The organism is Reella acinonychis, assembly GCF_052384575.1.
Lineage (GTDB): Bacteria > Pseudomonadota > Gammaproteobacteria > Enterobacterales > Pasteurellaceae > JBQSUQ01.
In genome coordinates, this window is the sequence record NZ_JBQSUQ010000017.1 from 1 (window position 1) to 20,721 (window position 20,721).

Consider the following 20,721-nt stretch of genomic DNA (forward strand, 5'->3'; position numbering starts at 1 on the left):
ACCATGTTTATCGCAGTTCGCCAATGTCACGCAAAGCTTATCAAGGTCGTATAGGTATTCGTTATTCTTGGTAATAACCACAATTGCAAAAGCCATCATAATTATGATGGCTTTTTTATCGTCTTACAAAAACTGGCTATCACTAAAGTACGGTGTTTTTTATTAGAATTTACCTTTCTTTTACAATCAATTCATCGCCTTTGTTGCATAAATTTTGTAGAATAAGCCATTAATTTTATAGGTGATTATTTGAGATTTTTTATGAGTGCTACCCCAAATATTGGTTTTATCAGCCTTGGCTGCCCTAAGAATTTAGTTGACTCAGAACGCATTTTGACCGAGTTGAGAGCTGACGGTTACAACATTATTCCAAGCTACGAAGGTGCGGATTTAGTGATCGTCAATACCTGTGGTTTTATTGATAGTGCGGTGCAAGAGTCGTTAGAAGCTATTGGCGAAGCGTTGGAAAGTAATGGTAAAGTGATTGTAACTGGTTGTTTGGGGGCAAAAGAGAACCAAATTCGTGAAGTTCACCCAAAAGTATTGGAAATTACCGGTCCACACAGCTATGAAGCGGTGATGAAACACGTTCATAAATATGTGCCGAAGCCTGAGTACAATCCGTATGTCAGCCTTGTGCCAAAACAAGGGGTAAAACTCACGCCAAAACATTATGCCTATTTGAAAATTTCGGAAGGCTGCGATCACCGTTGTACGTTCTGCATTATTCCATCAATGCGTGGCGATTTAGACAGCCGTTCGATTGTGCAAATTTTGGACGAAGCGAAACGCCTTGTGGACGCTGGCGTGAAAGAAATTTTGGTGGTGTCGCAAGATACGTCCGCTTACGGTTTGGATAAAAAGAAAGAAAATGCGACGAAAACTGTGTTCTGGAACGGAATGCCAATTAAAAATGACTTGATGACCTTGTGCGAACAGCTTGGCTCAATGGGTGTTTGGGTGCGTTTGCATTATGTGTATCCGTATCCGCACGTCGATAAACTAATTCCGTTAATGGCGGCAGGCAAAATTTTGCCGTATTTGGATATTCCGCTACAACACGCTAGCCCGAAAATTCTCAAAGCGATGAAACGCCCAGGCTCGATTGATCGCACATTAGAACGGATTAAACAGTGGCGTGAAATTTGTCCTGAGCTGACTTTGCGTTCAACCTTTATTGTCGGCTTCCCGGGCGAAACGGAAGAAGATTTCCAAATGTTGCTCGATTTCTTGCAAGAAGCCCAATTAGATCGCGTGGGTTGTTTTAAGTTCAGTGCTGTTGATGGTGCAGTGGCAACCGATATGCCAGATCAGGTGCCAGAAGACGTGAAAGAAGAACGCTTCCACCGCTTTATGCAAGTGCAACAACAAATTTCCGCCAATCGCCTACAACAAAAGGTGGGCAAAATGCTACAAGTTATCGTCGATGAAATTGACGAAGAAGGCATTATTGGTCGATCTATGGCAGATGCACCAGAGATTGATGGAATGGTTTATATTGAGAATTTATCCAATCAAGATGTAACCGTTGGACAAATTATTTCCGTCACAATTACCCACGCAGATGAATATGATCTGTGGGGAACTTGTTAAGTAAAAATTAAGGAAACATTATGTCAGAAGAAAAGAAAGCAGCTAGTGTTACTCGTTTTGAACAAGCTGTCAAAAATAAAGAATATGAAACTGCTTGTAATGAGTTGCTCGATATCTTGGGAAAATTAGATAGTAATTTTGGTACGCTTGAAAATATCGAATGTGATTTTCCTGCAGCTTTAGATAATTTATATCAGGATAAAATTATCCATTTCTGTACTCGAATGGCAGTAGGGGTAACAGAATTATTCACTGATCCAGGATTAACTATTTCTGATTCCGGTGTTCAGCGGTTCTTGGTACTTCAACGTTGGATGGCAATGATATTTGCTAGCTCACCTTATGTGAATGCTGATCATATTTTGCAAACCTATAATCGTAGTGAAGACAAAAAGAATCCTAATGAGGACTTTTTAGTTGATTCTAAAGAAGATTTGAAAAAATTCTGTATCTTATATTTACCAGAATCTAAAGTAACACTTAATTTAGATGGACTGTGGGGTATAGACCAAAAACTTTGTGCTTCTCTTTGCTTTGCATTGCAATCTGCTCGCTTTATCGGAACAGATGAGGCTTTTTCAAAGCGCGGTACTATTTTGCAATGGTTTCCAGAAAAATTGGCCCAATTAGAAAATTTAGACGGTATTCCATCTAATATTTCGCACGATGTGTATATGCATTGCAGTTATGATGTTGCAGAAAATAAACATGCAGTTAAGCGTCCATTGAACCAAGTAATACGCCGTCATTTAATTGATCTTGGTTGGAAGGACAGAGATGTATCAGAAATTGGTTATAAAAATGGTAAGCCTGTGATGGCCGTCATGCTTGAGCATTTCCATTCGGCGCATTCTATTTACCGCACCCATTCCACATCAATTATTGCTGCGCGCGAGCATTTTTATATCGTGGGTTTAGGGCATCCTAATGTAGATGAAGCAGGACGTAATGTTTTTGATGAGTTCTACAATTTCACAGAAAATAGTGTTTTTGATCGTGTAGTTAAAATTAAAGAGATTTGTGATGAATTCAAACCTGCTGTTTTCTATATGCCAAGTATTGGTATGGATCTCAATACGATTTTTGCAAGTAATACGCGCCTTGCTCCAATTCAAGTTGTGGCATTAGGGCATCCAGGCACCACACATTCTGATTTTATTGAATATGTGATTGTAGAAGATGATTATGTAGGTTCTGAAAGCTGCTTTAGCGAGAAATTACTTCGTTTACCAAAAGATGCGCTGCCTTATGTGCCATCAGCACTTGCACCAGCGAGCGTAGAATATCGTTTACGTGAAAATCCTGAGGTTGTTCAAATCGGTATTGCGTCAACGACAATGAAGCTTAACCCCTATTTCTTAGCAGCTTGTAAAGCGATTCGTGATCGTGCAAAAGTGAATGTGCATTTCCACTTCGCATTAGGGCAATCCACAGGGGTTACACATCCTTATGTGGAACGTTTTATTAAGAGTTATTTGGGCGATTCTGCAACTGCCCACCCACATACGCCTTATGATCAATATCTGCGAATCTTACATCAATGCGATATGATGATTAATCCATTCCCATTCGGCAATACCAACGGTATTATTGATATGGTGACATTAGGTTTAGTGGGTGTGTGTAAGACGGGGCCTGAAGTACACGAGCATATTGATGAAGGCCTATTCAAACGTTTAGGTTTACCTGAGTGGCTAATTGCTAATACGGTTGATGAATATGTAGAACAAGCCATTCGTTTAGCCGAAAATCACCAAGAACGCTTAGCGCTTCGTCGCCATATTATTGAAAATAATGGTTTACAGAGCTTATTTACTGGCGATCCAAGCCCAATGGGTAAGGTGTTATTAGAAAAATTAATCGAATGGGCAAAGAGCAATAAGGTGAAACTGGAGGTTGCTCAAACCAAAAGTGAAGCAAAAACTGCCGCTAAGAAAGTGACGAAGAAACCGGCTAAAAAAGCAGAGGAGAAATCGTCGTCAGACAAAGCGGAGCCAAAAAAACGAGCACCAAGAAAAACAAAAAAAGAAGCATAATTAGGAGGGACCTATAAGGTCCCTTTTTTTAAACTTATTTATTTTTCACCGCACTTTAATGTGTGCCAAAAGGCTTGAATGATCGGCAGATCAAGGAGTCTTCGTTGTACACATACACCTAACTCAAAAGGTTCAATTGGGACATCCAAATCCAAAGAGGATACTTGTGTATTCATTGGACTATTTTTGATGACTACATCTGGCAATAATGCCACTCCACAACCGAGCGCAACCATTGGAACGATGCCTTCATGTCCACTTACTGTGGCGTAAATCTGAGGGTGTTTAATTTTTTTATGCTGAAACCATTGATCAATACGCTGACGTGCAGGTCCTTCTACTGGCAGAATGAAAGGAATTTGTTGCCAATTAATTGGATTCTGTTGCAGTAGTTGTGTTGCTGTACAAGCAATTCTTGGAGCAATTAAGGAAAGAGAAATGCTGTCAATGTATTGAAATTCAATTGAACTTGGTAAGCTGAGTGGGCGACCTGATAAAGCCAAATCGGCCTGCTGACTTTGTATGATCGAAACTGCCATTGCGGGATCGCCTGTGGTAAGTTGAATTTCCACTTTGGGATAACGCAAACGGAATTTTTCTAAGATTTGTGGTAAATGAGAATAAGCGGCGGTTACAGAACAAAATAATTTAATTTCCCCTGATAACTCTTCAGAATTTGACCGCACTTGTTGTTTAAATTGTTGCCAGTCTGTCCAATGTTGTTGGGCAAAACGTAAAAACTTCTCGCCTGTTTCTGTGAGCGCTACTTGTCGATTGTCACGCAGAAATAGCGCTTGTCCAATTTCTTCTTCCATACGTTGCACTTGACGTGAAAGGGTGGAGGCAGACATATGATTTTGTGCGGCACTTTTACTGAAATTTTTGCATTGGCTGAGATGAATAAAAAGTTGTAGGTCTTGAAAGTTCATATTATGGGTTACTTATGTTGCAAATTTTGCAATATTCTATTTCAAAAATATCAATTTACGCAACATAAGAGCGCGGTATAATCAAATACACATACAAAGTATGCAGACACAATATTATTCTTAAACTCATTTAGAAGGAAAATGACATGGCAAATTATTTCAACACCTTAAATTTACGCCAACAATTAGATCAATTAGGTCGTTGTCGTTTTATGGAACGCACTGAATTTGCGGATGGTTGCGCTTATTTAAAAGGTAAAAAGATCGTGATCGTTGGTTGCGGTGCGCAAGGTTTAAACCAAGGTTTAAACATGCGTGATAGCGGTTTAGATATCGCTTATGCTTTACGTCCAGAAGCCATTGCTGAAAAACGCGCTTCTTTTACTCGTGCCACAGAGAATGGATTTAAAGTAGGCACTTACGAAGAATTAATCCCAAGTGCAGATTTAGTGATTAACCTAACACCAGATAAACAGCACAGCAAAGTGGTTGCCGATGTGATGCCATTAATTAAGAAAGGCGCTGCTTTAGGTTATTCTCATGGTTTAAATATTGTTGAAGTGGGTGAACAAATTCGCCCAGATATTACCGTAGTCATGGTGGCACCAAAATGTCCAGGGACAGAAGTGCGTGAAGAATATAAACGTGGTTTTGGTGTACCAACCTTAATTGCGGTTCACCCAGAAAACGATCCACAAGGCGAAGGCTTAGCCATTGCAAAAGCTTGGGCTTCAGCAACAGGTGGTGATCGTGCAGGTGTATTAGAATCTTCTTTCGTTGCCGAAGTGAAATCTGACTTAATGGGTGAACAAACCATTCTTTGTGGTATGTTACAAGCAGGTTCAATTATTTGTTATGACAAATTAATCGCTGATGGCAAGGATCCCGCTTATGCTGGTAAATTAATCCAATATGGTTGGGAAGCCATTACTGAAGCCTTAAAACAAGGTGGTATCACGTTAATGATGGACCGCTTATCTAACTCTGCAAAATTACGTGCTTTTGAATTAGCAGAACAAATTAAAGAAAGCTTGGCATTCTTATTTGTTAAACATATGGATGAAATCATTAATGGCGAATTTTCTCGTGTGATGATTGAAGACTGGAATAATGGCGATAAAAACTTATTAGCATGGCGTGAAGCAACAGGTCAAACAGCCTTTGAAAATGCACCAAAAGCGGATGGTATCAAAATTTCTGAGCAAGAATATTTTGACAACGGTGTATTAATGGTAGCATTAGTGAAAGCGGGTGTTGAGTTAGCTTTTGATACCATGGTTTCAGCAGGTATTTATGAAGAGTCAGCTTATTATGAGTCTTTACATGAATTGCCATTAATTGCGAATACCATTGCACGTAAACGTTTATATGAAATGAACGTGGTGATTTCTGATACAGCAGAATATGGTAACTATTTATTTGCTAATGTGGCGACCCCAATTTTAGCAAAAGAAATTGTTCCACAATTACAGCGTGGTGATTTAGGTGAACCAACACCAACAGCAGAAATTGATAACATTACTTTACGCGATGTTAATGATGCTATTCGAAATCATCCAATTGAGATTATCGGTCAAGAATTACGTGGTTATATGACAGATATGAAACGTATTTCTTCTCAAGGTTAATGATAACTTAATGAAAAGCCAGCTTAATTAAGCTGGCTTTTTTTGTTTTAAAACTTCTTGAAATTACACCGCACTTATTGCGTGATTTTCAGTTTAGCATATAAGTAATGACGATAATTTGCTAATAGCTGAGCATCTTCACAATCTTGCAATTTGCCTCCACTGAGTTTACGCATGGCAATATTAGCTTGCATAAATGCATCTGCTGCTAGTCCTGCGGCTTCTAAAATAACCCCTGATACTTGAGCGAGATCGAGGAAATCTTGTTGTTGTGTAAACTGATGTTTTAAATTACTGCGCAAAGCGAATTGAGTGACGTAATTAGGGTTTACATAATTCCAAACATAGCCCGGTTCTGCACCTGAAATCTGGATTTGGTGATCGCCAAAATAACCCAATACATAGGCATTTTCACGTTGTTTTAAATATTGATTAAATTCTTCAATCACTTCATTTAAGTTAACAATACGCTGGATATAATCATTCAATTCGCTTAGCCCTTTGGCACTAAAGCCATTTTCTGCCAATTGGAAATAATCATCACAATCAGAACGATAAGGACCATGCTCTTTCATAGTGAGCACATAGAGGAAGATCGGTTGATTGACTTGTTCTAGTGCGTTGTGTTTTTTCTCTAAAATCATTTTTGCGTAATGGCTCATTTCATCACTACCAATATGCCATAGATTTTTACCAATTGGCGCCGGGTAACCTAAATCTTGTGGCTGAAGCATAAGATCAAAGCCAAGATGATCATAGGCCGCTTTTGCGTTGTAATTGCCTTTTGTAAAAGGCGATAATGCCACACAAAAATAACCATTTTGTTTTAGATTTTGAATAAAACTCGTTTTGAGATGAGGAACTACCGAATAAAATACCGCACTTGCCATCGCACCGAAATCTGTAGAAGGAACGCCAGATAAAAAGGCAAATTCTGATTTCCAAGTGGCCCCGCCTAAGGTATGTACGCGCAAGGGACTGAGGAATAAGGTATCTTCCTGTTTCTCATACATGGTAATTGGCGGAATTTGATGTTTGGCAATAGCTAAACTGTGCGGATTGAGCGTTGACTCTTGCAACCATACAACAATATCAGGCTTTGTTTGCTCATCAGATAAGAGAGGATAATGTTCAACTTGTTGCATTTGTTGTTTAAATGCCTCGCCGTTTCCTTCATAGGCGGGTGTTTTAAAAAAGACACCACGACAAGACATGGGTAAATTTAAAAAGACATCGCGACCATCATCTGGCAATGAATCTAACCAAACTGCAGTAGCATCAGGGTTTTTACTGTAATGGAACATAATGGCAAAACTGAGTACGGTTAATATTGCTCCCGCAATCTGCCAGCCATAGCCTAAACTGACTTCGTTAGACCAACCGAATATGCCGTAAGCAAGGATGGCTAACAGGGCAAATACAGCGAGAATAGCAGTGCGATAATGCAGTAACGTTTCCCAATTTCGCCAATCGAATACTAAAAAGAAGTCTGAAATGAGTAATGGTTGTTTGTAATAATGAATTTTCAGACGATGGAATAACATCAGCACAACAAATAGCACCGAAGCAAAATTAATACTGCGCTGCCATTGTCCTGTTATTCCTAACATTATGCCAACGAAGAAAAGGAATAATGCGCTCGCAAATAAATATGTCCATTTATAATGCGAATTATAGATGAAGATGAGTGCGGTTAAAAAAAATGCGCCAAGTAAAATATATGCCATATTATTGTCCCTAATGAAAAATTGGCGAAAAATAACCGCACTTTTAAGGTGCGGTTTATCTTATTTATAAATCAAATGGTTTTACATAAGGCAGCATGCCTTTGTTAAGCATTTCTACGATACCACTATGATGATCATTGCGACCTAAACCGCGTAACTCAACGTTAAAGTGGATGCTATTATCATACAGGGTTGATTTTTTATCTGAATATCGACGCTTGTCTGTTTCATTTACTAAATAACGACGAACGCCCACTCCAGCTGCCCAACAGCAAGTGTTGTATTGTAACCCAACATATTGTTCCACTGGTTTGCTGAGTGCAATATCATGGTAGTAACGACCAACCGCCGCCCATTGATCATTGAGTTCCCAAGCAACAGTTGCACCAATTTGCTGAATATCCTGATTGTAGCGATTGACCGCCGCAGTTAAGTTTTGGTCGATATATTCCTTGCTTGCATAACGATAATTCAACTGGATTAGATTGTTACCTGAAGGGTTATATTCTAAGGTTGAATTCACTAACGAAGCAGCATTTAAACGTGTATCATATTGATAACTACCGCGCCAATTCCATTGATCATTAATTTTCCAGCTACTTTCTAATGCCCAAGAAGAAGCGCGCCCTGTGGTACTATTTTGTGAATTGCCATCCACGCGAGAATCATTTAAGTAAATGATTTGTCCTAAGGAAAGATTAAAACGTTCTTCGCCTTTTTCATCGTAGAAACGTGTTGTGCCACCAAGGGTAAATTGGTTTGCGGAAGCAATTCGGTCAAGTCCACTATATCGACGATCTCTAAATAAAGAGAAATAGTCTTGTTGTAATAGCGCAGAGTCATAACCTAAACCAAGGTAATTTGAACTGCGCTTAGAACCGATGTTACTCTGATCTTTATAAGGACGATATAGGTATTGAATTCGTGGTTCAATTGTTTGGGTATAGCCATCTAAGAAAGTTTTTTGTGTTGCTAATAAGCTATGCAAATCAATTTTTAATTGAGGGATGACACGTGTAACAGAAGATTGAGTATCTGCATCAATGCCTTTACCTGCTTTTTGTGAATAATGAGTTGCATAGAGTTTGGTTTCAATATCCAAGCTACCATATTTGTTCGCTAATGGAATATTTAAGGTTGGCTCTAAGTGATAACGCCAAGCAGTTGGCATGTCAGAACTATCATTGTCAAAATGAACGGCTTGCGCAAAGAGTTTAAAGTCCATTAAACCATTGGCTAAGTCGTTTTTATAATAGTTAAAATCAATTTGTGGTAAGGCACGATAAGGTCCAACTTGCAGATCATCAAACACTTGGAACTGTTTCGCTGAAATTGCTAAGTTCCAGTTTGGTTGATAATAAGCTAAACGAGCTGTTTGGTCTGCATAACCATCGGTGCTACTACCATAGCTTGAATCAAAGTCAGAGAAATAATGTTTATCACTCACTTTGGTGTAATTAATATTGAGGCGCCAATCACTGCCTAATCTTGCGTTATGTGCCCAGTAGAATAAATGGCGACTCTTATTGTCGTTGTATTCGCTATAACGATCTTTGCCTAAATATTCATTAGCGATTTTGCCTTCACCTAATACAGTTAAATAGCGGAATTCACTGTTTAACTGCCAGCCACGACGCGACATATATTTCGGTGTGAAAGTGGCATCATAGTTTGGTGCAATATTCCAATAAATCGGTTGAGCATACCAATAACCATCTCGGCCTGATGTACCGAAATCTGGCATTAACAATCCTGAACGGCGACGATCGCCAATTGGCAATTGTAAATAAGGGGTATAGAAAATAGGAACGCCAGCTACTTTAAAGCGTGCATGCCACATTTCTGCATATTCTTCTTTGATATGTTGTTTAATTTCATTGGCTTCAATTTGCCAAGAATTATCATCAGGCAAGCAAGAAGTAAAAGTCGCATTTTTTAATAGACGATAATCGCCACGCATTTCTGAGCTTTGTGCTGAACCATGACCTTGACGACCCACAAATTGATATTGTGCATTTTCAATATCAGTATCTTTACTATTTAAGTGGATTTTTGCATTATCGCCAGATAAATTGATTTGCTCATCTTTGTAATCAAATTGACCACGCGCATAAGCATAACGTTGCGCTTGCTCGCCTGTGCCAGATTGCGTCACTTCAATTTCATTGGCTTTCAAATGACGATTGCCCTGTTTAAGATCGACATCCCCTGCATATAATGCACGCACTGGGTTAATGATATCTGCGCTATCGGCTTCAATATAAACAGGTTGCTGATTCGGATCGCCAGTTACCTGTTCGCCTGAAAATTGAGGTACTCCCGCTAAGCAACGAAGACGTAAGTCTTCAATATTCGCCGCACTATTGGCACTGTAAAGTGCGGTTAAAAGTGATAGCGAAAGTAATGTGTAAGAATGCTTTTTCATGAGTGAACTATTCAGTTGTGGAAATTGGATTGATTATACAAGAAAATTGGCGTAAAGGTCAGCTATTTATGCTTACAAAAACAATCATCAAGATGATCATTCACTAAGCCGGCAGCTTGCATAAATGCATAACAAGTGGTTTCGCCAACAAACTTGAAGCCTTTTTTCTTCAATGCTTTTGACATTTGACTTGAAATTGCAGTTTTAGTTGGCACTGTTGATAGATGAGGAACGGCATTGCATTGCGGTTGATGATTGACGAAAGACCAAATAAAATCACTGAAATTTTCACCGCACTTTTGCATTGCAACATAGGCTTTAGCGTTGTTGACAATGGCTTCCAATTTGGCTCTGTGTCGTATTAAGCCTGCGTTTTGCATGCATAAATCAATGTCTTCTTCTTGCATTTGAGCGATTTTCTCTGGGGCAAAATTGAAAAACGCCTCACGATAGACCGAGCGTTTTTTGAGAACCGTAATCCAAGATAACCCCGCTTGCTGCCCTTCAAGGCAAAGTTGTTCAAATAATTTTTGACTATCAAATTCAGGTACGCCCCATTCATTGTCATGATAGGCAATGTAAATAGGCAGATCGCCAACCCAATCACAGCGTTTCATTCATTTCCTCTAATTCTTGTAAGGTGTTGAAATTACGAAATGCGTGTTTTTGTTCTGCAAAAGGTACAGCAATGGCATTGTGTTGGCGCATAAATTGCAGCATACGGCGCTCGCCTTGAGTCAAGTAATCAGCCAAAGGTTGTGCCAGCTGATGAGAAAGCAAACAAAATGTGGGATGTTCGCGTTCTCCGTCAGTAGCATAAGCGGCTAAAACTGCGTTGTTTTGCACCGCACTTTTTAATTTTTCCAGCAGATCTAAGGGTAAAAAAGGACAGTCGCAAGGCACAAATAACAAATAATCCGTTTCTGCTTGGCTTAAAGCGGTTTGAATACCACTTAATGGTCCTTGAAAATCCGCTAATTGATCCGCAAAAACGGGAAAACCAAATTGGGCATATTCTTCTTGGCTGCGATTCGCATTAATGGAAATATGAGAGGTTTGTTGGGATAAGCGTTCAATAATATGCTGAATTAAAGGCTTTCCTTGTAAAAGTTGTAAGCCTTTATCAGCACCTTGCATACGTCGCGCTAATCCACCTGCTAAAATTACGGCACTAATTGTCATCATTGTTTGTCATTCGTCCTTAATTCAAGTATCATTCTGCCCTAGCTAATTTGTCAGGCTTTATATTAAGGAAAAGATTATGAAATGTCATCGTTTGAATGAGGTTTTGGAACTTTTACAACCATATTGGTCTAAGAAAGACCCTGAAATGAGTTTAATGCAAATTTTGCAATCTATTGCAGATGAAGCAGGATTTGATAAACCCCTTACAGAGTTATCGGATGAAATCATTATTTATCAATTGAAAATGCGTGATGCGGATAAATTTGAACCCATCCCAGGCATTAAAAAAGATTACGAAGATGATTTTAAAACTGCGTTATTAAAAGCGCGTGGTATTTTGAAATAATTTAGGAACACAGATGAAAAAATTTCTTATTACTTTAATTGCGGCTGCCGCTGCAGCAACTTTCCAAGCACAAGCAGCTGATTTAACGGAAGGTAAACAATATATTGTTTTACAACAAGAACGCTCAGCACAACCTGAAGTGGTTGAGTTTTTCTCATTTTATTGCCCACATTGCTATTCCTTTGAAATGCAATACAAAATCCCAGCACAAGTGAAAGAGGGTTTACCAGAAGGGACTGCTTTCCAACAATATCATGTCAATTTCTTAGGTCGTCAGTCTGAAAACTTAACGCGTGCTTGGGCATTAGCCATGGCGTTAGGCGCAGAAGAAAAAGTGAAAGCGGCATTATTTGAAGCGGCTCAAGCAGATAAGCTAGGCTCAATGGACGATATTCGTCAGAAATTTATTGATAATGGCATTACAGCGGAACAATTTGATGGTGGGATCAATAGTTTTGCAGTAAACGCTTTAGTGAAAAAACAAGAGAATTTAGCGCAGCAATTTGCGGTGCGTTCTGTACCTGATTTTTATGTTAATGGCAAATTCCGCGTAAATGCGGAAGGTTTATCACATGATGATTTTATTAATGATTATGTGAATACAGTAAAAGAATTATTGAAAAAATAACTTAAGGAAACAAATTATGGCTGAAAGTTTTAGCGTTGAACGTCGCTTCTTTGACGACAAAAATTACCCGCGTGGCTTTGCGCGTCATGGCGATTACACGATTAAAGAAGCGCAAGCTTTAGAACAATATGGTCAAGCGTTCAAAGCATTAGATTCAGGTGAACGTAAACCAGCAACGGCAGAAGAAAAAGCCTTTGTGGCATTCTGTCGTGGTGAGCGTGCTGCAGAAACTTTTTTTGAAAAAACGTGGAATAAATACCGCACGCGTGTGAATACCACCAAACGAGTTTATACGCTGTCGGGTGTGGTAAGCGATAGCTTAGACGATTTCAACGCAAATGATTAAAAAATAAGGCTTGAATATTCAAGCCTTTTTATTTTAAAGTGCGGTGAAAACTTGGGTAGTTTTGGCAAAAATAGATTACAATAGACAACAATTTCTAACACAAGAGGGCAGATTATGATTATCGTAACAGGTGGTGCAGGATTTATCGGTAGTAATATCGTAAAAGCATTAAATGATTTAGGCCGTAAAGATATTTTAGTGGTGGATAATCTGAAAGATGGCACTAAATTCATTAATTTAGTGGATTTAGATATTGCGGATTATTGTGATAAAGAGGATTTCATTGCACAGATTATTGCCGGCGATGAGTTTGGCGAAATTGATGCAGTTTTCCATGAAGGCGCTTGCTCTGCGACAACGGAATGGGATGGCAAATACATTATGCACAATAACTACGAATATTCGAAAGAGTTGTTGCATTATTGCTTAGATCGTGAAATTCCGTTTTTCTATGCTTCAAGTGCAGCGACCTATGGTGATAAAACCGAATTTGTGGAAGAGCGTCAATTTGAAGGCCCATTAAATGTGTACGGCTATTCAAAATTCTTATTTGATGAATATGTGCGTGCCCTTTTACCTGAAATCAGCTCGCCAGTTTGTGGTTTCAAATATTTCAATGTATATGGCCCGCGTGAGCAGCATAAAGGTTCCATGGCAAGTGTGGCTTTCCATTTGAATAACCAAATTTTAAAAGGCGAAAATCCAAAATTATTTGCCGGTTCAGAGCATTTTTTGCGTGATTTTGTCTATGTTGGTGATGTGGCAAAAGTGAATATCTGGGCATGGCAAGCAGGTATTTCGGGCATTTATAATTTAGGTACAGGCAAAGCGGAAAGCTTCCGCGATGTTGCTGAAGCAGTGATTAAACATCATGGCAAAGGCGAAATTGAAACCATTCCATTCCCAGAACATTTGAAATCACGCTATCAAGAATATACGCAAGCGAATTTAGGCAAATTGCGTGCAGCGGGTTATAGCGATAAGTTTAAATCTGTTGCTGAAGGCGTGGCGGAATATATGGCGTGGTTAAATCGTAAATAATTCCTACCATTGTTATGAAAGTGCGGTTAAAATTAATGAAATTTTGACCGCACTTTATTTTTGTAGGTAGAAAAATGAATATTTTAATTATTGCGCCATCTTGGGTGGGCGATATGATGATGTCGCACAGCTTATATCAAACCCTGAAAGTTCAATATCCTGATTGTGAAATTGACGTGCTAGCACCCAATTGGTGTAAGCCTTTATTGGCGCGTATGCCTGAAGTGCGAAATGCCTTAACAATGCCCATTGGACATGGTGCTTTTGCTTTGGCTGAACGTTATAAAATTGGTAAATCTTTGCGTCATCAATATGATATGGCGATTATTTTGCCAAATTCTTTAAAATCAGCATTTATTCCTTTTTTTGCCAAAATTGCCTTAAGACGAGGCTGGAAAGGGGAAAGTCGCTACTTCTTTTTGAATGATTTGCGTGCCAATAAAAATGACTATCCCATGATGGTGCAACGTTATGTGGCGCTTGGCTACGAAAAAGGGCAAATTCCAACTGCACAGGATTTACCTATTCCAACACCTTACTTGACCATTGAGGAAAGTGCGGTGCAAAAAACGAAAGAAAAATTTGCTGCACAATTTCATCTAGCCGAACATCGTTCAGCGATTGGTTTCTGTCCTGGTGCTGAATTTGGTCCTGCCAAACGTTATCCTCATTATCATTATGCCAAACTTGCAGCGATGTTAATTGAGCAAGGCTATAGTATTCGTTTATTCGGTTCGGCGAAAGATGTTGAAGTGGGCGAGCAAATCCGCCAAAGTTTGCCTGAAAATCTCCAACGCTATTGTGTTAATTTAGCGGGTCAAACAGAACTTAATCAAGCGGTTGATCTCATTAGTGATTGTGTAGCGATGGTGACTAATGACAGCGGTTTAATGCATATTGCCGCTGCATTAGGTCGTCCACTGGTGGCGTTGTATGGTCCAACAAGTCCGCAATATACGCCACCATTGTCAGAAAAAGCCGTCATTATCCGTTTGATTGAGGGTGGATTAATTAAAATTCGCAAGGGCGAGGACAGCAAAGAAGGTTATCATCAAAGCCTGATTGATATTCAGCCTGAAATGGTGATGGAAAAATTGCAGGAATTACTGAATGAGAGTGCTGATCGTTAAAACCTCATCCATGGGCGATGTGCTACATTGTTTACCTACGTTAACGGACGCGCAGCAAGCCATTCCCAATATTCAATTTGATTGGGTGGTGGAAGAAGCTTTTGCGGAAATTCCACGCTGGCATGCAGCGGTGAATCAAGTAATTCCTGTGGCAATTCGTCGCTGGCGTAAGCAATTATTGAATGCAACGACTTGGCAACAATGGAAACAGTATCGACAATTATTGCAGCAAAATCAATATGATGCAGTGATTGATGCACAGGGGTTAATGAAAAGTGCTTTGTTGGTGACGCGTTTAGCTAAGGGCAAAAAGTATGGTTATGATCGTCATTGTGCAAGAGAGCCTTTGGCGGCGTATTTTTATGATCAAACTTATCACATTCCTTATCAGCAACACGCGGTAGAGCGTATTCGCCAACTGTTTGCGCAAAGCCTCGGTTACCCTTTGCCTGATAGGCAAGGTGATTATGGTATCGCCCGTCATTTTATTTCTGCCGAAGTGAATTCAACGCCCTATATGTTATTTATCCATGCGACGACGCGTGCGGATAAACATTGGCTTGATGAGGAATGGGTAAAATTAGCGCAAAAATTAACCGCGCTTTCCCATAGTGAGTTGCAGATTCGTTTGCCTTGGGGCAATGAAAAAGAGCGTCAGCGTGCAGAATGGATTGCTAGCCAAGTGCAAAGTGCGGTGAAAAATGTGATTGTTTTGCCTAAATTAACCTTAACTGAATTAGCACAGCAAATTGCACAGGCAAAAGCAGTGGTTTCAGTGGATACGGGGTTGGCGCATTTAACCGCTGCTTTAGATGTGCCTAACATTACTTTATATGGTGCAACGGACCCTAAACTAATTGGTTGCTATGGCAAGCAACAACTTTATTTATCTGCCTCAGGCATGAAACATATTCAGCATGAACAAGTGTTAGACTTGCTGTCATCTCATGGGCAGATTTAATTCTGCCCTCATTTCTATTTTGCGCCATTGAGCGCGAGCTGTAATTTTCCCTGGTTTTCTGCCAACAATGCCATCGCACTTTGTTTATCTGTATTCGACAAAATCATCATAATCGCTAATTTGGCATTATTATCGGCAATTTTTAGATTATGTTCGGCGATCTCCTTCGAACATTCTGTTGCTTGCATAACAATTCGAATGGCTCTTGCGCGTAATTTTTCGTTACTAGCTTGCACATCCACCATTAAATTTTGATAGCATTTTCCCATTAAAATCATACTGGCGGTGGTAAGCATATTTAACACTAATTTTTGCGCAGTGCCTGATTTCATACGGCTTGAACCTGTTAAAACCTCTGGTCCCACAAGGGTTTCAATGGCGATTTGTGCAATTTGTGCCATGGCGGAATTTGGATTGCTGGCAATCGCTACGGTGGTGGCACCCAATTGATTGGCATATTCTAACGCACCGATGACATAGGGGGTTCGTCCGCTTGCAGCAATGCCTACTAACACATCTTTCTCTGAAAAATCGATAGTTTGTAAATCTTTTTTGCCTTGTTCAATATTATCTTCAGCCCCTTCAATAGGATGACGCAACGCGCGTTCTCCTCCTGCAATGATGCCTACTACCATTTCAGCTGGCACGCCATAGGTTGGCGGACATTCCGAGGCATCAAGCACACCTAAACGTCCGCTGGTACCTGCGCCTACATAGACTAGTCTCCCACCTTGTTTGAAGGATTGCACAATTTTTTCTACTGCTAAGGCAATTTGAGGTAAGCATTTTTCAATGGCAAGTGGCACTTGTTTATCTTCATTGTTGATGATTTTTACCATCTCTAAGGTAGGCAATTGATCAATCTGTTGTGAAGCTGGATTGCGTTGTTCCGTAATCATTTGCCCGAGGGCTTGCAATAAATTTTGTTCTGCCATTTTGCTTATTCCTTTGGAAAAACGACGCCAAGACAGACCGCACTTTTGGCACCTGTGACACTTGGCATATTGCTAGGTAAATTATTCATACGCTGATAAGCCAGCCATGCAAATGCAGCGGCTTCTACATAGTCTAAATCAACGCCATAATCATTGGTGGTTTGCACTTGCCATTGTGGTAGATGATCCTTAAGGGATTGCATAATCAATGGATTTTTTGCGCCACCACCACATACTAATAAGCGGCAAGGATAGCTTGTTTGAAAGTGATTGAGCTCTTGCACAATGCCTTGAACGGTAAATTCCACAAGGGTGCGTTGTATATCTGCGGGCAAAAGTGCGGTGTATTTTGCTAACTTTTTGTCGAGCCAATGCAGATTGAATAACTCGCGTCCTGTACTTTTGGGTGCAGGCTGTTGGAAAAAAGGTTCATCCAATAAATCTTTAAGTAATGCCAGATTAATGTGCCCTGTTTTCGCCCATTGCGCATTTTTGTCGTAACGTTTGCCTTGATGACGCTCAATCCAACTGTCCAACAAGGCATTGCCCACGCCCACATCATAACCAATGGAGTCTTGATTAGGTTGCAAGACGGAAATATTACTGATACCGCCAATATTCAGCACCACAGTAAAATATTGTGGATCTGCAAATAAGGCTTGATGAAAAGCAGGCACCAATGGCGCGCCTTGCCCGCCCATTGCCATATCTTTACGACGAAAATCGGCAATGGTGGTAATCCCTGTTCGAGCTGCGACAAGATTCATATCACCAATTTGCATCGTGAATGGATAAGTTGAATTTGGCGAGTGCCAGATAGTTTGTCCATGACAACCAATGGCTTGGATATGTTCGGGATTGATTTGATGTTTATGCAGAAAATGATTAACGCTATCGGCATAAAGTAGGCCGAGTTGATGATCAATTTCGCCCAAGTTTTGCAAACTGGTTTGTCCGGATTGCAATAATGCGCTGAGCTGCTGACGCAGCGCTTCAGGCATTGGTGTAAAATCAGTGGCAATCATTTTTGGCGTGGATTGGAAATCCAATAAAGCAATATCTACGCCATCTAAGCTCGTTCCCGACATAATGCCAAGATAATATTGTTGCATAAGCTTTCCCAATAAAATTTTTGCTCATTATAACCAAAAGCAGCAAAATTAAGTGATTTTTCACCGCACTTTTTGTGATGAGTTTAGCAAACCTCATTGAAATTGCTTTTTTTCTACTGAGCTTGCGTTTATGATGAAAAGCGTTTTAATCACTTTATGTGCCAGAGAAATCCTATGTCGTTAATGTTGAATATTTATCGAAAATACCTGTCTTATCAAACCCATAGCTTTATTAGCGTTGAGCATATTCAAAAAAAAGTACAGAGTGCAAAACCGCGTGCCGATATTTCAGATAGCCTCAAACAACGTTGTCAGGTTGAGGTGGAATATGTGCAGGAACGACAGGTGATTCGCTTAAAGCCATATCAGCACGCCAGCAATACGACTTTGTTCTATTTGCATGGTGGCGCTTATGTGAATGATTTGGTGCCAGCACATTGGCAAATTATTGAGGAATTGATCAAGCGTACTGGTGCCACAGTGATTGTGCCTATTTATCGTCCAGCTCCTTATGGCAATATTGATACGGAATTACCTTTTGTGCTAGCCACTTATCAACAATATTGCCAACAAGGCTGTTATTTTGTAGGTGATTCAGCTGGCGCAGGATTGGCGTTAGCTTTGGCGATTGAATTGCGAAATCAACATCAACTTTTGCCAAAAGGATTATTTTTGTTTTCCCCTTGGTTAGATGTAACGATGACGCATCCCTATGTGGATGAGATTGCACCAAAAGATCCGATGCTAGGCAAAGACAGTCTGATTTGGTGTGGACAACAATGGGCTGGCAAGCGTTCGACAACCGATCCGCAGGTCAGTCCCATTTATGATGAATTGAGTGATTTGCCTCCAATGCATATTTATCAAGGCACTTGCGATATGTTATTTGGCGATGTAGAAAAGCTTTCACAAAAAATCAAAACTACTAACACGCCTTGTAAAGTGAACATCTTTGATAATGCTTTCCATGTATTTATTGGTATTATTTCTTTACCTGAATCGCAGCAAGTGTTTGATGATGTGGCGAAGCAAATCCGTTTGGCATGAATTTAATAAAGGAGTGATAAATTTCATTCCACATATAGCAAAAATTAAGTGTAAAATAACCGCACTTATCACTAAAGTAGAGAAATGATTATGAATAAATTAAGTGTTGTGATTTTGGCAGCGGGTAAAGGCACTCGTATGTATTCGGCGCTGCCTAAAGTGTTGCACAAAGTGGCGGGTAAGCCTATGGTGAAACATGTGATTGATACCGCTAAGCAATTAAGTGCGGATCAAATTCATTTAATTTATGGGCATGAAGCTGAATTATTAAAAGCGCGTTTAGCGGAAGAACCTGTGAATTGGGTACATCAAGCCGAGCAATTAGGAACAGGTCATGCGATGCAACAAGCAGCACCTTTTTTTAAGGATGATGAAAATATTTTGATGTTGTATGGTGATGCGCCATTAATTACTAAAGAAACCTTAGAGAAACTCATTGCAGCTAAACCGGAAAAAGGGATTGCACTCTTAACGGTTAAATTAGATAACCCAACAGGATATGGTCGTATTATTCGTGAAAATGGTTCTGTGGTGGCAATTGTTGAACAAAAAGATGCTAATCCAGAACAACTGAAAATCCAAGAAGTGAATACTGGGGTGATGGTATCTGATGGTGCTAGCTTTAAAAAATGGTTAGCGCGTTTAGATAATAATAATAATGCGCAAGGCGAATACTATATGACCGATGTGATTGGCTTAGCCAATCAAGATGGTTGTCAGGTTGCGGCGGTGACTGCTGATGATATTATGGAAGTGGAAGGGGCGAACAATCGCTTACAACTTAATGCCTTAGAACGTTATTATCAACGCAAACAAGCACAAAAATTATTATTAGCTGGCGTGAGTTTGGCAGATATAGATCGTTTTGATTTACGTGGTGAATTAAGCCATGGCAAAGATTGTGAAATTGATATTAATGTGATTTTTGAAGGCAAAGTACAATTAGGTAATCAAGTTAAAATCGGCGCAGGTTGTGTACTGAAAAATGTGGTTGTAGCTGATAATGTGGAAATCAAACCTTATTCTGTACTGGAAGACTGCGTGGTTGGTGAAAAAGCAGCAATAGGTCCATTCTCACGTTTGCGTCCAGGTGCAGAGTTAGCGGCAGAAACGCACGTAGGCAACTTTGTGGAAATCAAAAAAGCGCATATTGGTAAAGGGTCTAAAGTCAATCACCTTACCTATGTAGGCGATGCAGAAGTAGGACAAAATTGTAACATTGGCGCAGGTGTGATTACCTGTAACTATGATGGTGCGAATAAATTTAAAACCATTATTGGCGATAATGTTTTCGTGGGTTCAGATAGCCAGTTGGTTGCGCCTGTTACTATTGCTGATGGGGCAACGATTGGAGCTGGTTCAACAGTGACGAAAGATGTAGCACAAGATGAGTTAGTGATTAGCCGCGTGCCACAACGCCATATTCGTGGCTGGCAACGTCCAATGAAGAAAAAGTAACATTTTTGTGAAAAGCACGCGTTAATGCGTGCTTTTTTATTGTGTAGATTGATTTAGGTCAAAAAATATGCAGAAAGATGGTGTTTAATCAAGCTAATGTTCAGAAATATGATCTAGTTAACATTTTTTTTATCGGAAGTGTTTATAATACTCCCATCTAGTTATTTTTTTATTTTTAACGTTATGAGGTAAGC

The 20,721-nt window shown here is 39.8% G+C and carries 18 protein-coding genes; 11 read left to right on the top strand and 7 right to left on the bottom strand.

Annotation, left to right across the window (positions count from 1 at the left end; all coding sequences use genetic code 11):
* The first annotated feature begins 261 nt into the window (after positions 1-261).
* Positions 262-1,593 (top strand): 30S ribosomal protein S12 methylthiotransferase RimO, encoded by a 1,332-nt coding sequence (gene rimO / locus ACT2CV_RS08525; protein ID WP_464973389.1) that lies wholly within the window; start codon positions 262-264, stop codon positions 1,591-1,593.
* Between the two features lie 20 nt (positions 1,594-1,613).
* Positions 1,614-3,629, top strand: a complete 2,016-nt coding sequence (locus ACT2CV_RS08530; protein WP_464973390.1) for a UDP-glucose:protein N-beta-glucosyltransferase — start codon at positions 1,614-1,616, stop codon at positions 3,627-3,629.
* Positions 3,630-3,667: 38 nt separating this feature from the next.
* Here ACT2CV_RS08530 and ilvY read toward each other — a convergent pair whose 3' ends face one another.
* On the bottom strand, positions 3,668-4,558 hold the full coding sequence (ilvY, locus tag ACT2CV_RS08535) for an HTH-type transcriptional activator IlvY (protein ID WP_464973391.1): 891 nt from the start codon (positions 4,556-4,558) through the stop codon (positions 3,668-3,670).
* A 146-nt stretch (positions 4,559-4,704) separates the two neighbouring features.
* On the opposite strand from ilvY, the gene ilvC reads away from it, so the two are divergent.
* Positions 4,705-6,186 carry a ketol-acid reductoisomerase gene (ilvC, locus tag ACT2CV_RS08540; RefSeq protein WP_464973392.1) on the top strand — a complete coding sequence of 494 codons (1,482 nt, stop codon included), beginning with the start codon at positions 4,705-4,707 and terminating at the stop codon, positions 6,184-6,186.
* 74 nt (positions 6,187-6,260) lie between these two features.
* Here ilvC and ACT2CV_RS08545 read toward each other — a convergent pair whose 3' ends face one another.
* The 4 genes from ACT2CV_RS08545 to mobA form a co-directional block, all read right to left on the bottom strand.
* Positions 6,261-7,913, bottom strand: coding sequence for an LTA synthase family protein (locus ACT2CV_RS08545; protein ID WP_464973393.1), 1,653 nt, complete (start codon positions 7,911-7,913; stop codon positions 6,261-6,263).
* A 64-nt stretch (positions 7,914-7,977) separates the two neighbouring features.
* Positions 7,978-10,338, bottom strand: coding sequence for an LPS assembly protein LptD (gene lptD, locus ACT2CV_RS08550; RefSeq protein WP_464973394.1), 2,361 nt, complete (start codon positions 10,336-10,338; stop codon positions 7,978-7,980).
* Between the two features lie 62 nt (positions 10,339-10,400).
* Positions 10,401-10,955 carry a DNA-3-methyladenine glycosylase I gene (locus tag ACT2CV_RS08555; protein ID WP_464973395.1) on the bottom strand — a complete coding sequence of 185 codons (555 nt, stop codon included), beginning with the start codon at positions 10,953-10,955 and terminating at the stop codon, positions 10,401-10,403.
* A complete protein-coding gene (mobA, locus tag ACT2CV_RS08560; protein ID WP_464973396.1) occupies positions 10,942-11,523 on the bottom strand; it encodes a molybdenum cofactor guanylyltransferase MobA in 582 nt (193 codons plus the stop codon). Before mobA ends, ACT2CV_RS08555 begins: the two co-directional genes overlap by 14 nt.
* Positions 11,524-11,599: 76 nt before the next feature.
* Here mobA and ACT2CV_RS08565 point away from each other — a divergent pair, with 76 nt between their 5' ends.
* From ACT2CV_RS08565 to rfaC, 6 genes are all read left to right on the top strand, one after another.
* Positions 11,600-11,869, top strand: coding sequence for a YihD family protein (locus tag ACT2CV_RS08565; RefSeq protein ID WP_464973397.1), 270 nt, complete (start codon positions 11,600-11,602; stop codon positions 11,867-11,869).
* Between the two features lie 13 nt (positions 11,870-11,882).
* Positions 11,883-12,497: a thiol:disulfide interchange protein DsbA gene (gene dsbA, locus ACT2CV_RS08570; protein ID WP_464973398.1), complete on the top strand. Its 615-nt coding sequence runs from the start codon at positions 11,883-11,885 to the stop codon at positions 12,495-12,497.
* 16 nt (positions 12,498-12,513) lie between these two features.
* Positions 12,514-12,843, top strand: coding sequence for a MaoP family protein (locus tag ACT2CV_RS08575; protein ID WP_464973399.1), 330 nt, complete (start codon positions 12,514-12,516; stop codon positions 12,841-12,843).
* A 114-nt stretch (positions 12,844-12,957) separates the two neighbouring features.
* Positions 12,958-13,884, top strand: a complete 927-nt coding sequence (rfaD, locus tag ACT2CV_RS08580) for an ADP-glyceromanno-heptose 6-epimerase (RefSeq protein WP_464973400.1) — start codon at positions 12,958-12,960, stop codon at positions 13,882-13,884.
* Positions 13,885-13,958: 74 nt separating this feature from the next.
* Positions 13,959-15,014 (top strand): lipopolysaccharide heptosyltransferase II, encoded by a 1,056-nt coding sequence (gene waaF, locus ACT2CV_RS08585; protein ID WP_464973401.1) that lies wholly within the window; start codon positions 13,959-13,961, stop codon positions 15,012-15,014.
* Positions 14,995-15,975: a lipopolysaccharide heptosyltransferase RfaC gene (rfaC, locus tag ACT2CV_RS08590; protein ID WP_464973402.1), complete on the top strand. Its 981-nt coding sequence runs from the start codon at positions 14,995-14,997 to the stop codon at positions 15,973-15,975. The genes waaF and rfaC overlap by 20 nt, the downstream gene beginning before the upstream one ends.
* A gap of 14 nt (positions 15,976-15,989) precedes the next feature.
* On the opposite strand, the gene murQ is transcribed toward rfaC, so the two are convergent.
* Together murQ and ACT2CV_RS08600 are read right to left on the bottom strand one after the other, a co-directional pair.
* Positions 15,990-16,910, bottom strand: coding sequence for an N-acetylmuramic acid 6-phosphate etherase (gene murQ, locus ACT2CV_RS08595; RefSeq protein WP_464973403.1), 921 nt, complete (start codon positions 16,908-16,910; stop codon positions 15,990-15,992).
* Between the two features lie 5 nt (positions 16,911-16,915).
* A complete protein-coding gene (locus tag ACT2CV_RS08600) occupies positions 16,916-18,022 on the bottom strand; it encodes an anhydro-N-acetylmuramic acid kinase (RefSeq protein WP_464973404.1) in 1,107 nt (368 codons plus the stop codon).
* 174 nt (positions 18,023-18,196) lie between these two features.
* On the opposite strand from ACT2CV_RS08600, the gene ACT2CV_RS08605 reads away from it, so the two are divergent.
* A complete protein-coding gene (locus ACT2CV_RS08605; protein WP_464973405.1) occupies positions 18,197-19,069 on the top strand; it encodes an alpha/beta hydrolase fold domain-containing protein in 873 nt (290 codons plus the stop codon).
* Positions 19,070-19,159: 90 nt separating this feature from the next.
* Positions 19,160-20,527 (top strand): bifunctional UDP-N-acetylglucosamine diphosphorylase/glucosamine-1-phosphate N-acetyltransferase GlmU, encoded by a 1,368-nt coding sequence (gene glmU, locus ACT2CV_RS08610; protein ID WP_464973406.1) that lies wholly within the window; start codon positions 19,160-19,162, stop codon positions 20,525-20,527.
* Positions 20,528-20,721: the final 194 nt, after the last annotated feature.

What these genes read in the sequence shown, in the direction of transcription:
- dsbA (WP_464973398.1), top strand. Translation starts at nt 11,883, where the DNA reads ATGAAAAAATTTCTTATTACTTTAATTGCGGCTGCCGCTGCAGCAACT.
- ilvC (WP_464973392.1), top strand. Translation starts at nt 4,705, where the DNA reads ATGGCAAATTATTTCAACACCTTAAATTTACGCCAACAATTAGATCAA.
- mobA (WP_464973396.1), bottom strand. Translation starts at nt 11,523, where the DNA reads ATGATGACAATTAGTGCCGTAATTTTAGCAGGTGGATTAGCGCGACGT.
- rfaD (WP_464973400.1), top strand. Translation starts at nt 12,958, where the DNA reads ATGATTATCGTAACAGGTGGTGCAGGATTTATCGGTAGTAATATCGTA.
- ACT2CV_RS08565 (WP_464973397.1), top strand. Translation starts at nt 11,600, where the DNA reads ATGAAATGTCATCGTTTGAATGAGGTTTTGGAACTTTTACAACCATAT.
- ilvY (WP_464973391.1), bottom strand. Translation starts at nt 4,558, where the DNA reads ATGAACTTTCAAGACCTACAACTTTTTATTCATCTCAGCCAATGCAAA.
- waaF (WP_464973401.1), top strand. Translation starts at nt 13,959, where the DNA reads ATGAATATTTTAATTATTGCGCCATCTTGGGTGGGCGATATGATGATG.
- ACT2CV_RS08555 (WP_464973395.1), bottom strand. Translation starts at nt 10,955, where the DNA reads ATGAAACGCTGTGATTGGGTTGGCGATCTGCCTATTTACATTGCCTAT.
- murQ (WP_464973403.1), bottom strand. Translation starts at nt 16,910, where the DNA reads ATGGCAGAACAAAATTTATTGCAAGCCCTCGGGCAAATGATTACGGAA.
- ACT2CV_RS08530 (WP_464973390.1), top strand. Translation starts at nt 1,614, where the DNA reads ATGTCAGAAGAAAAGAAAGCAGCTAGTGTTACTCGTTTTGAACAAGCT.
- glmU (WP_464973406.1), top strand. Translation starts at nt 19,160, where the DNA reads ATGAATAAATTAAGTGTTGTGATTTTGGCAGCGGGTAAAGGCACTCGT.
- ACT2CV_RS08545 (WP_464973393.1), bottom strand. Translation starts at nt 7,913, where the DNA reads ATGGCATATATTTTACTTGGCGCATTTTTTTTAACCGCACTCATCTTC.
- rfaC (WP_464973402.1), top strand. Translation starts at nt 14,995, where the DNA reads ATGAGAGTGCTGATCGTTAAAACCTCATCCATGGGCGATGTGCTACAT.
- lptD (WP_464973394.1), bottom strand. Translation starts at nt 10,338, where the DNA reads ATGAAAAAGCATTCTTACACATTACTTTCGCTATCACTTTTAACCGCA.
- rimO (WP_464973389.1), top strand. Translation starts at nt 262, where the DNA reads ATGAGTGCTACCCCAAATATTGGTTTTATCAGCCTTGGCTGCCCTAAG.
- ACT2CV_RS08575 (WP_464973399.1), top strand. Translation starts at nt 12,514, where the DNA reads ATGGCTGAAAGTTTTAGCGTTGAACGTCGCTTCTTTGACGACAAAAAT.
- ACT2CV_RS08600 (WP_464973404.1), bottom strand. Translation starts at nt 18,022, where the DNA reads ATGCAACAATATTATCTTGGCATTATGTCGGGAACGAGCTTAGATGGC.
- ACT2CV_RS08605 (WP_464973405.1), top strand. Translation starts at nt 18,197, where the DNA reads ATGTCGTTAATGTTGAATATTTATCGAAAATACCTGTCTTATCAAACC.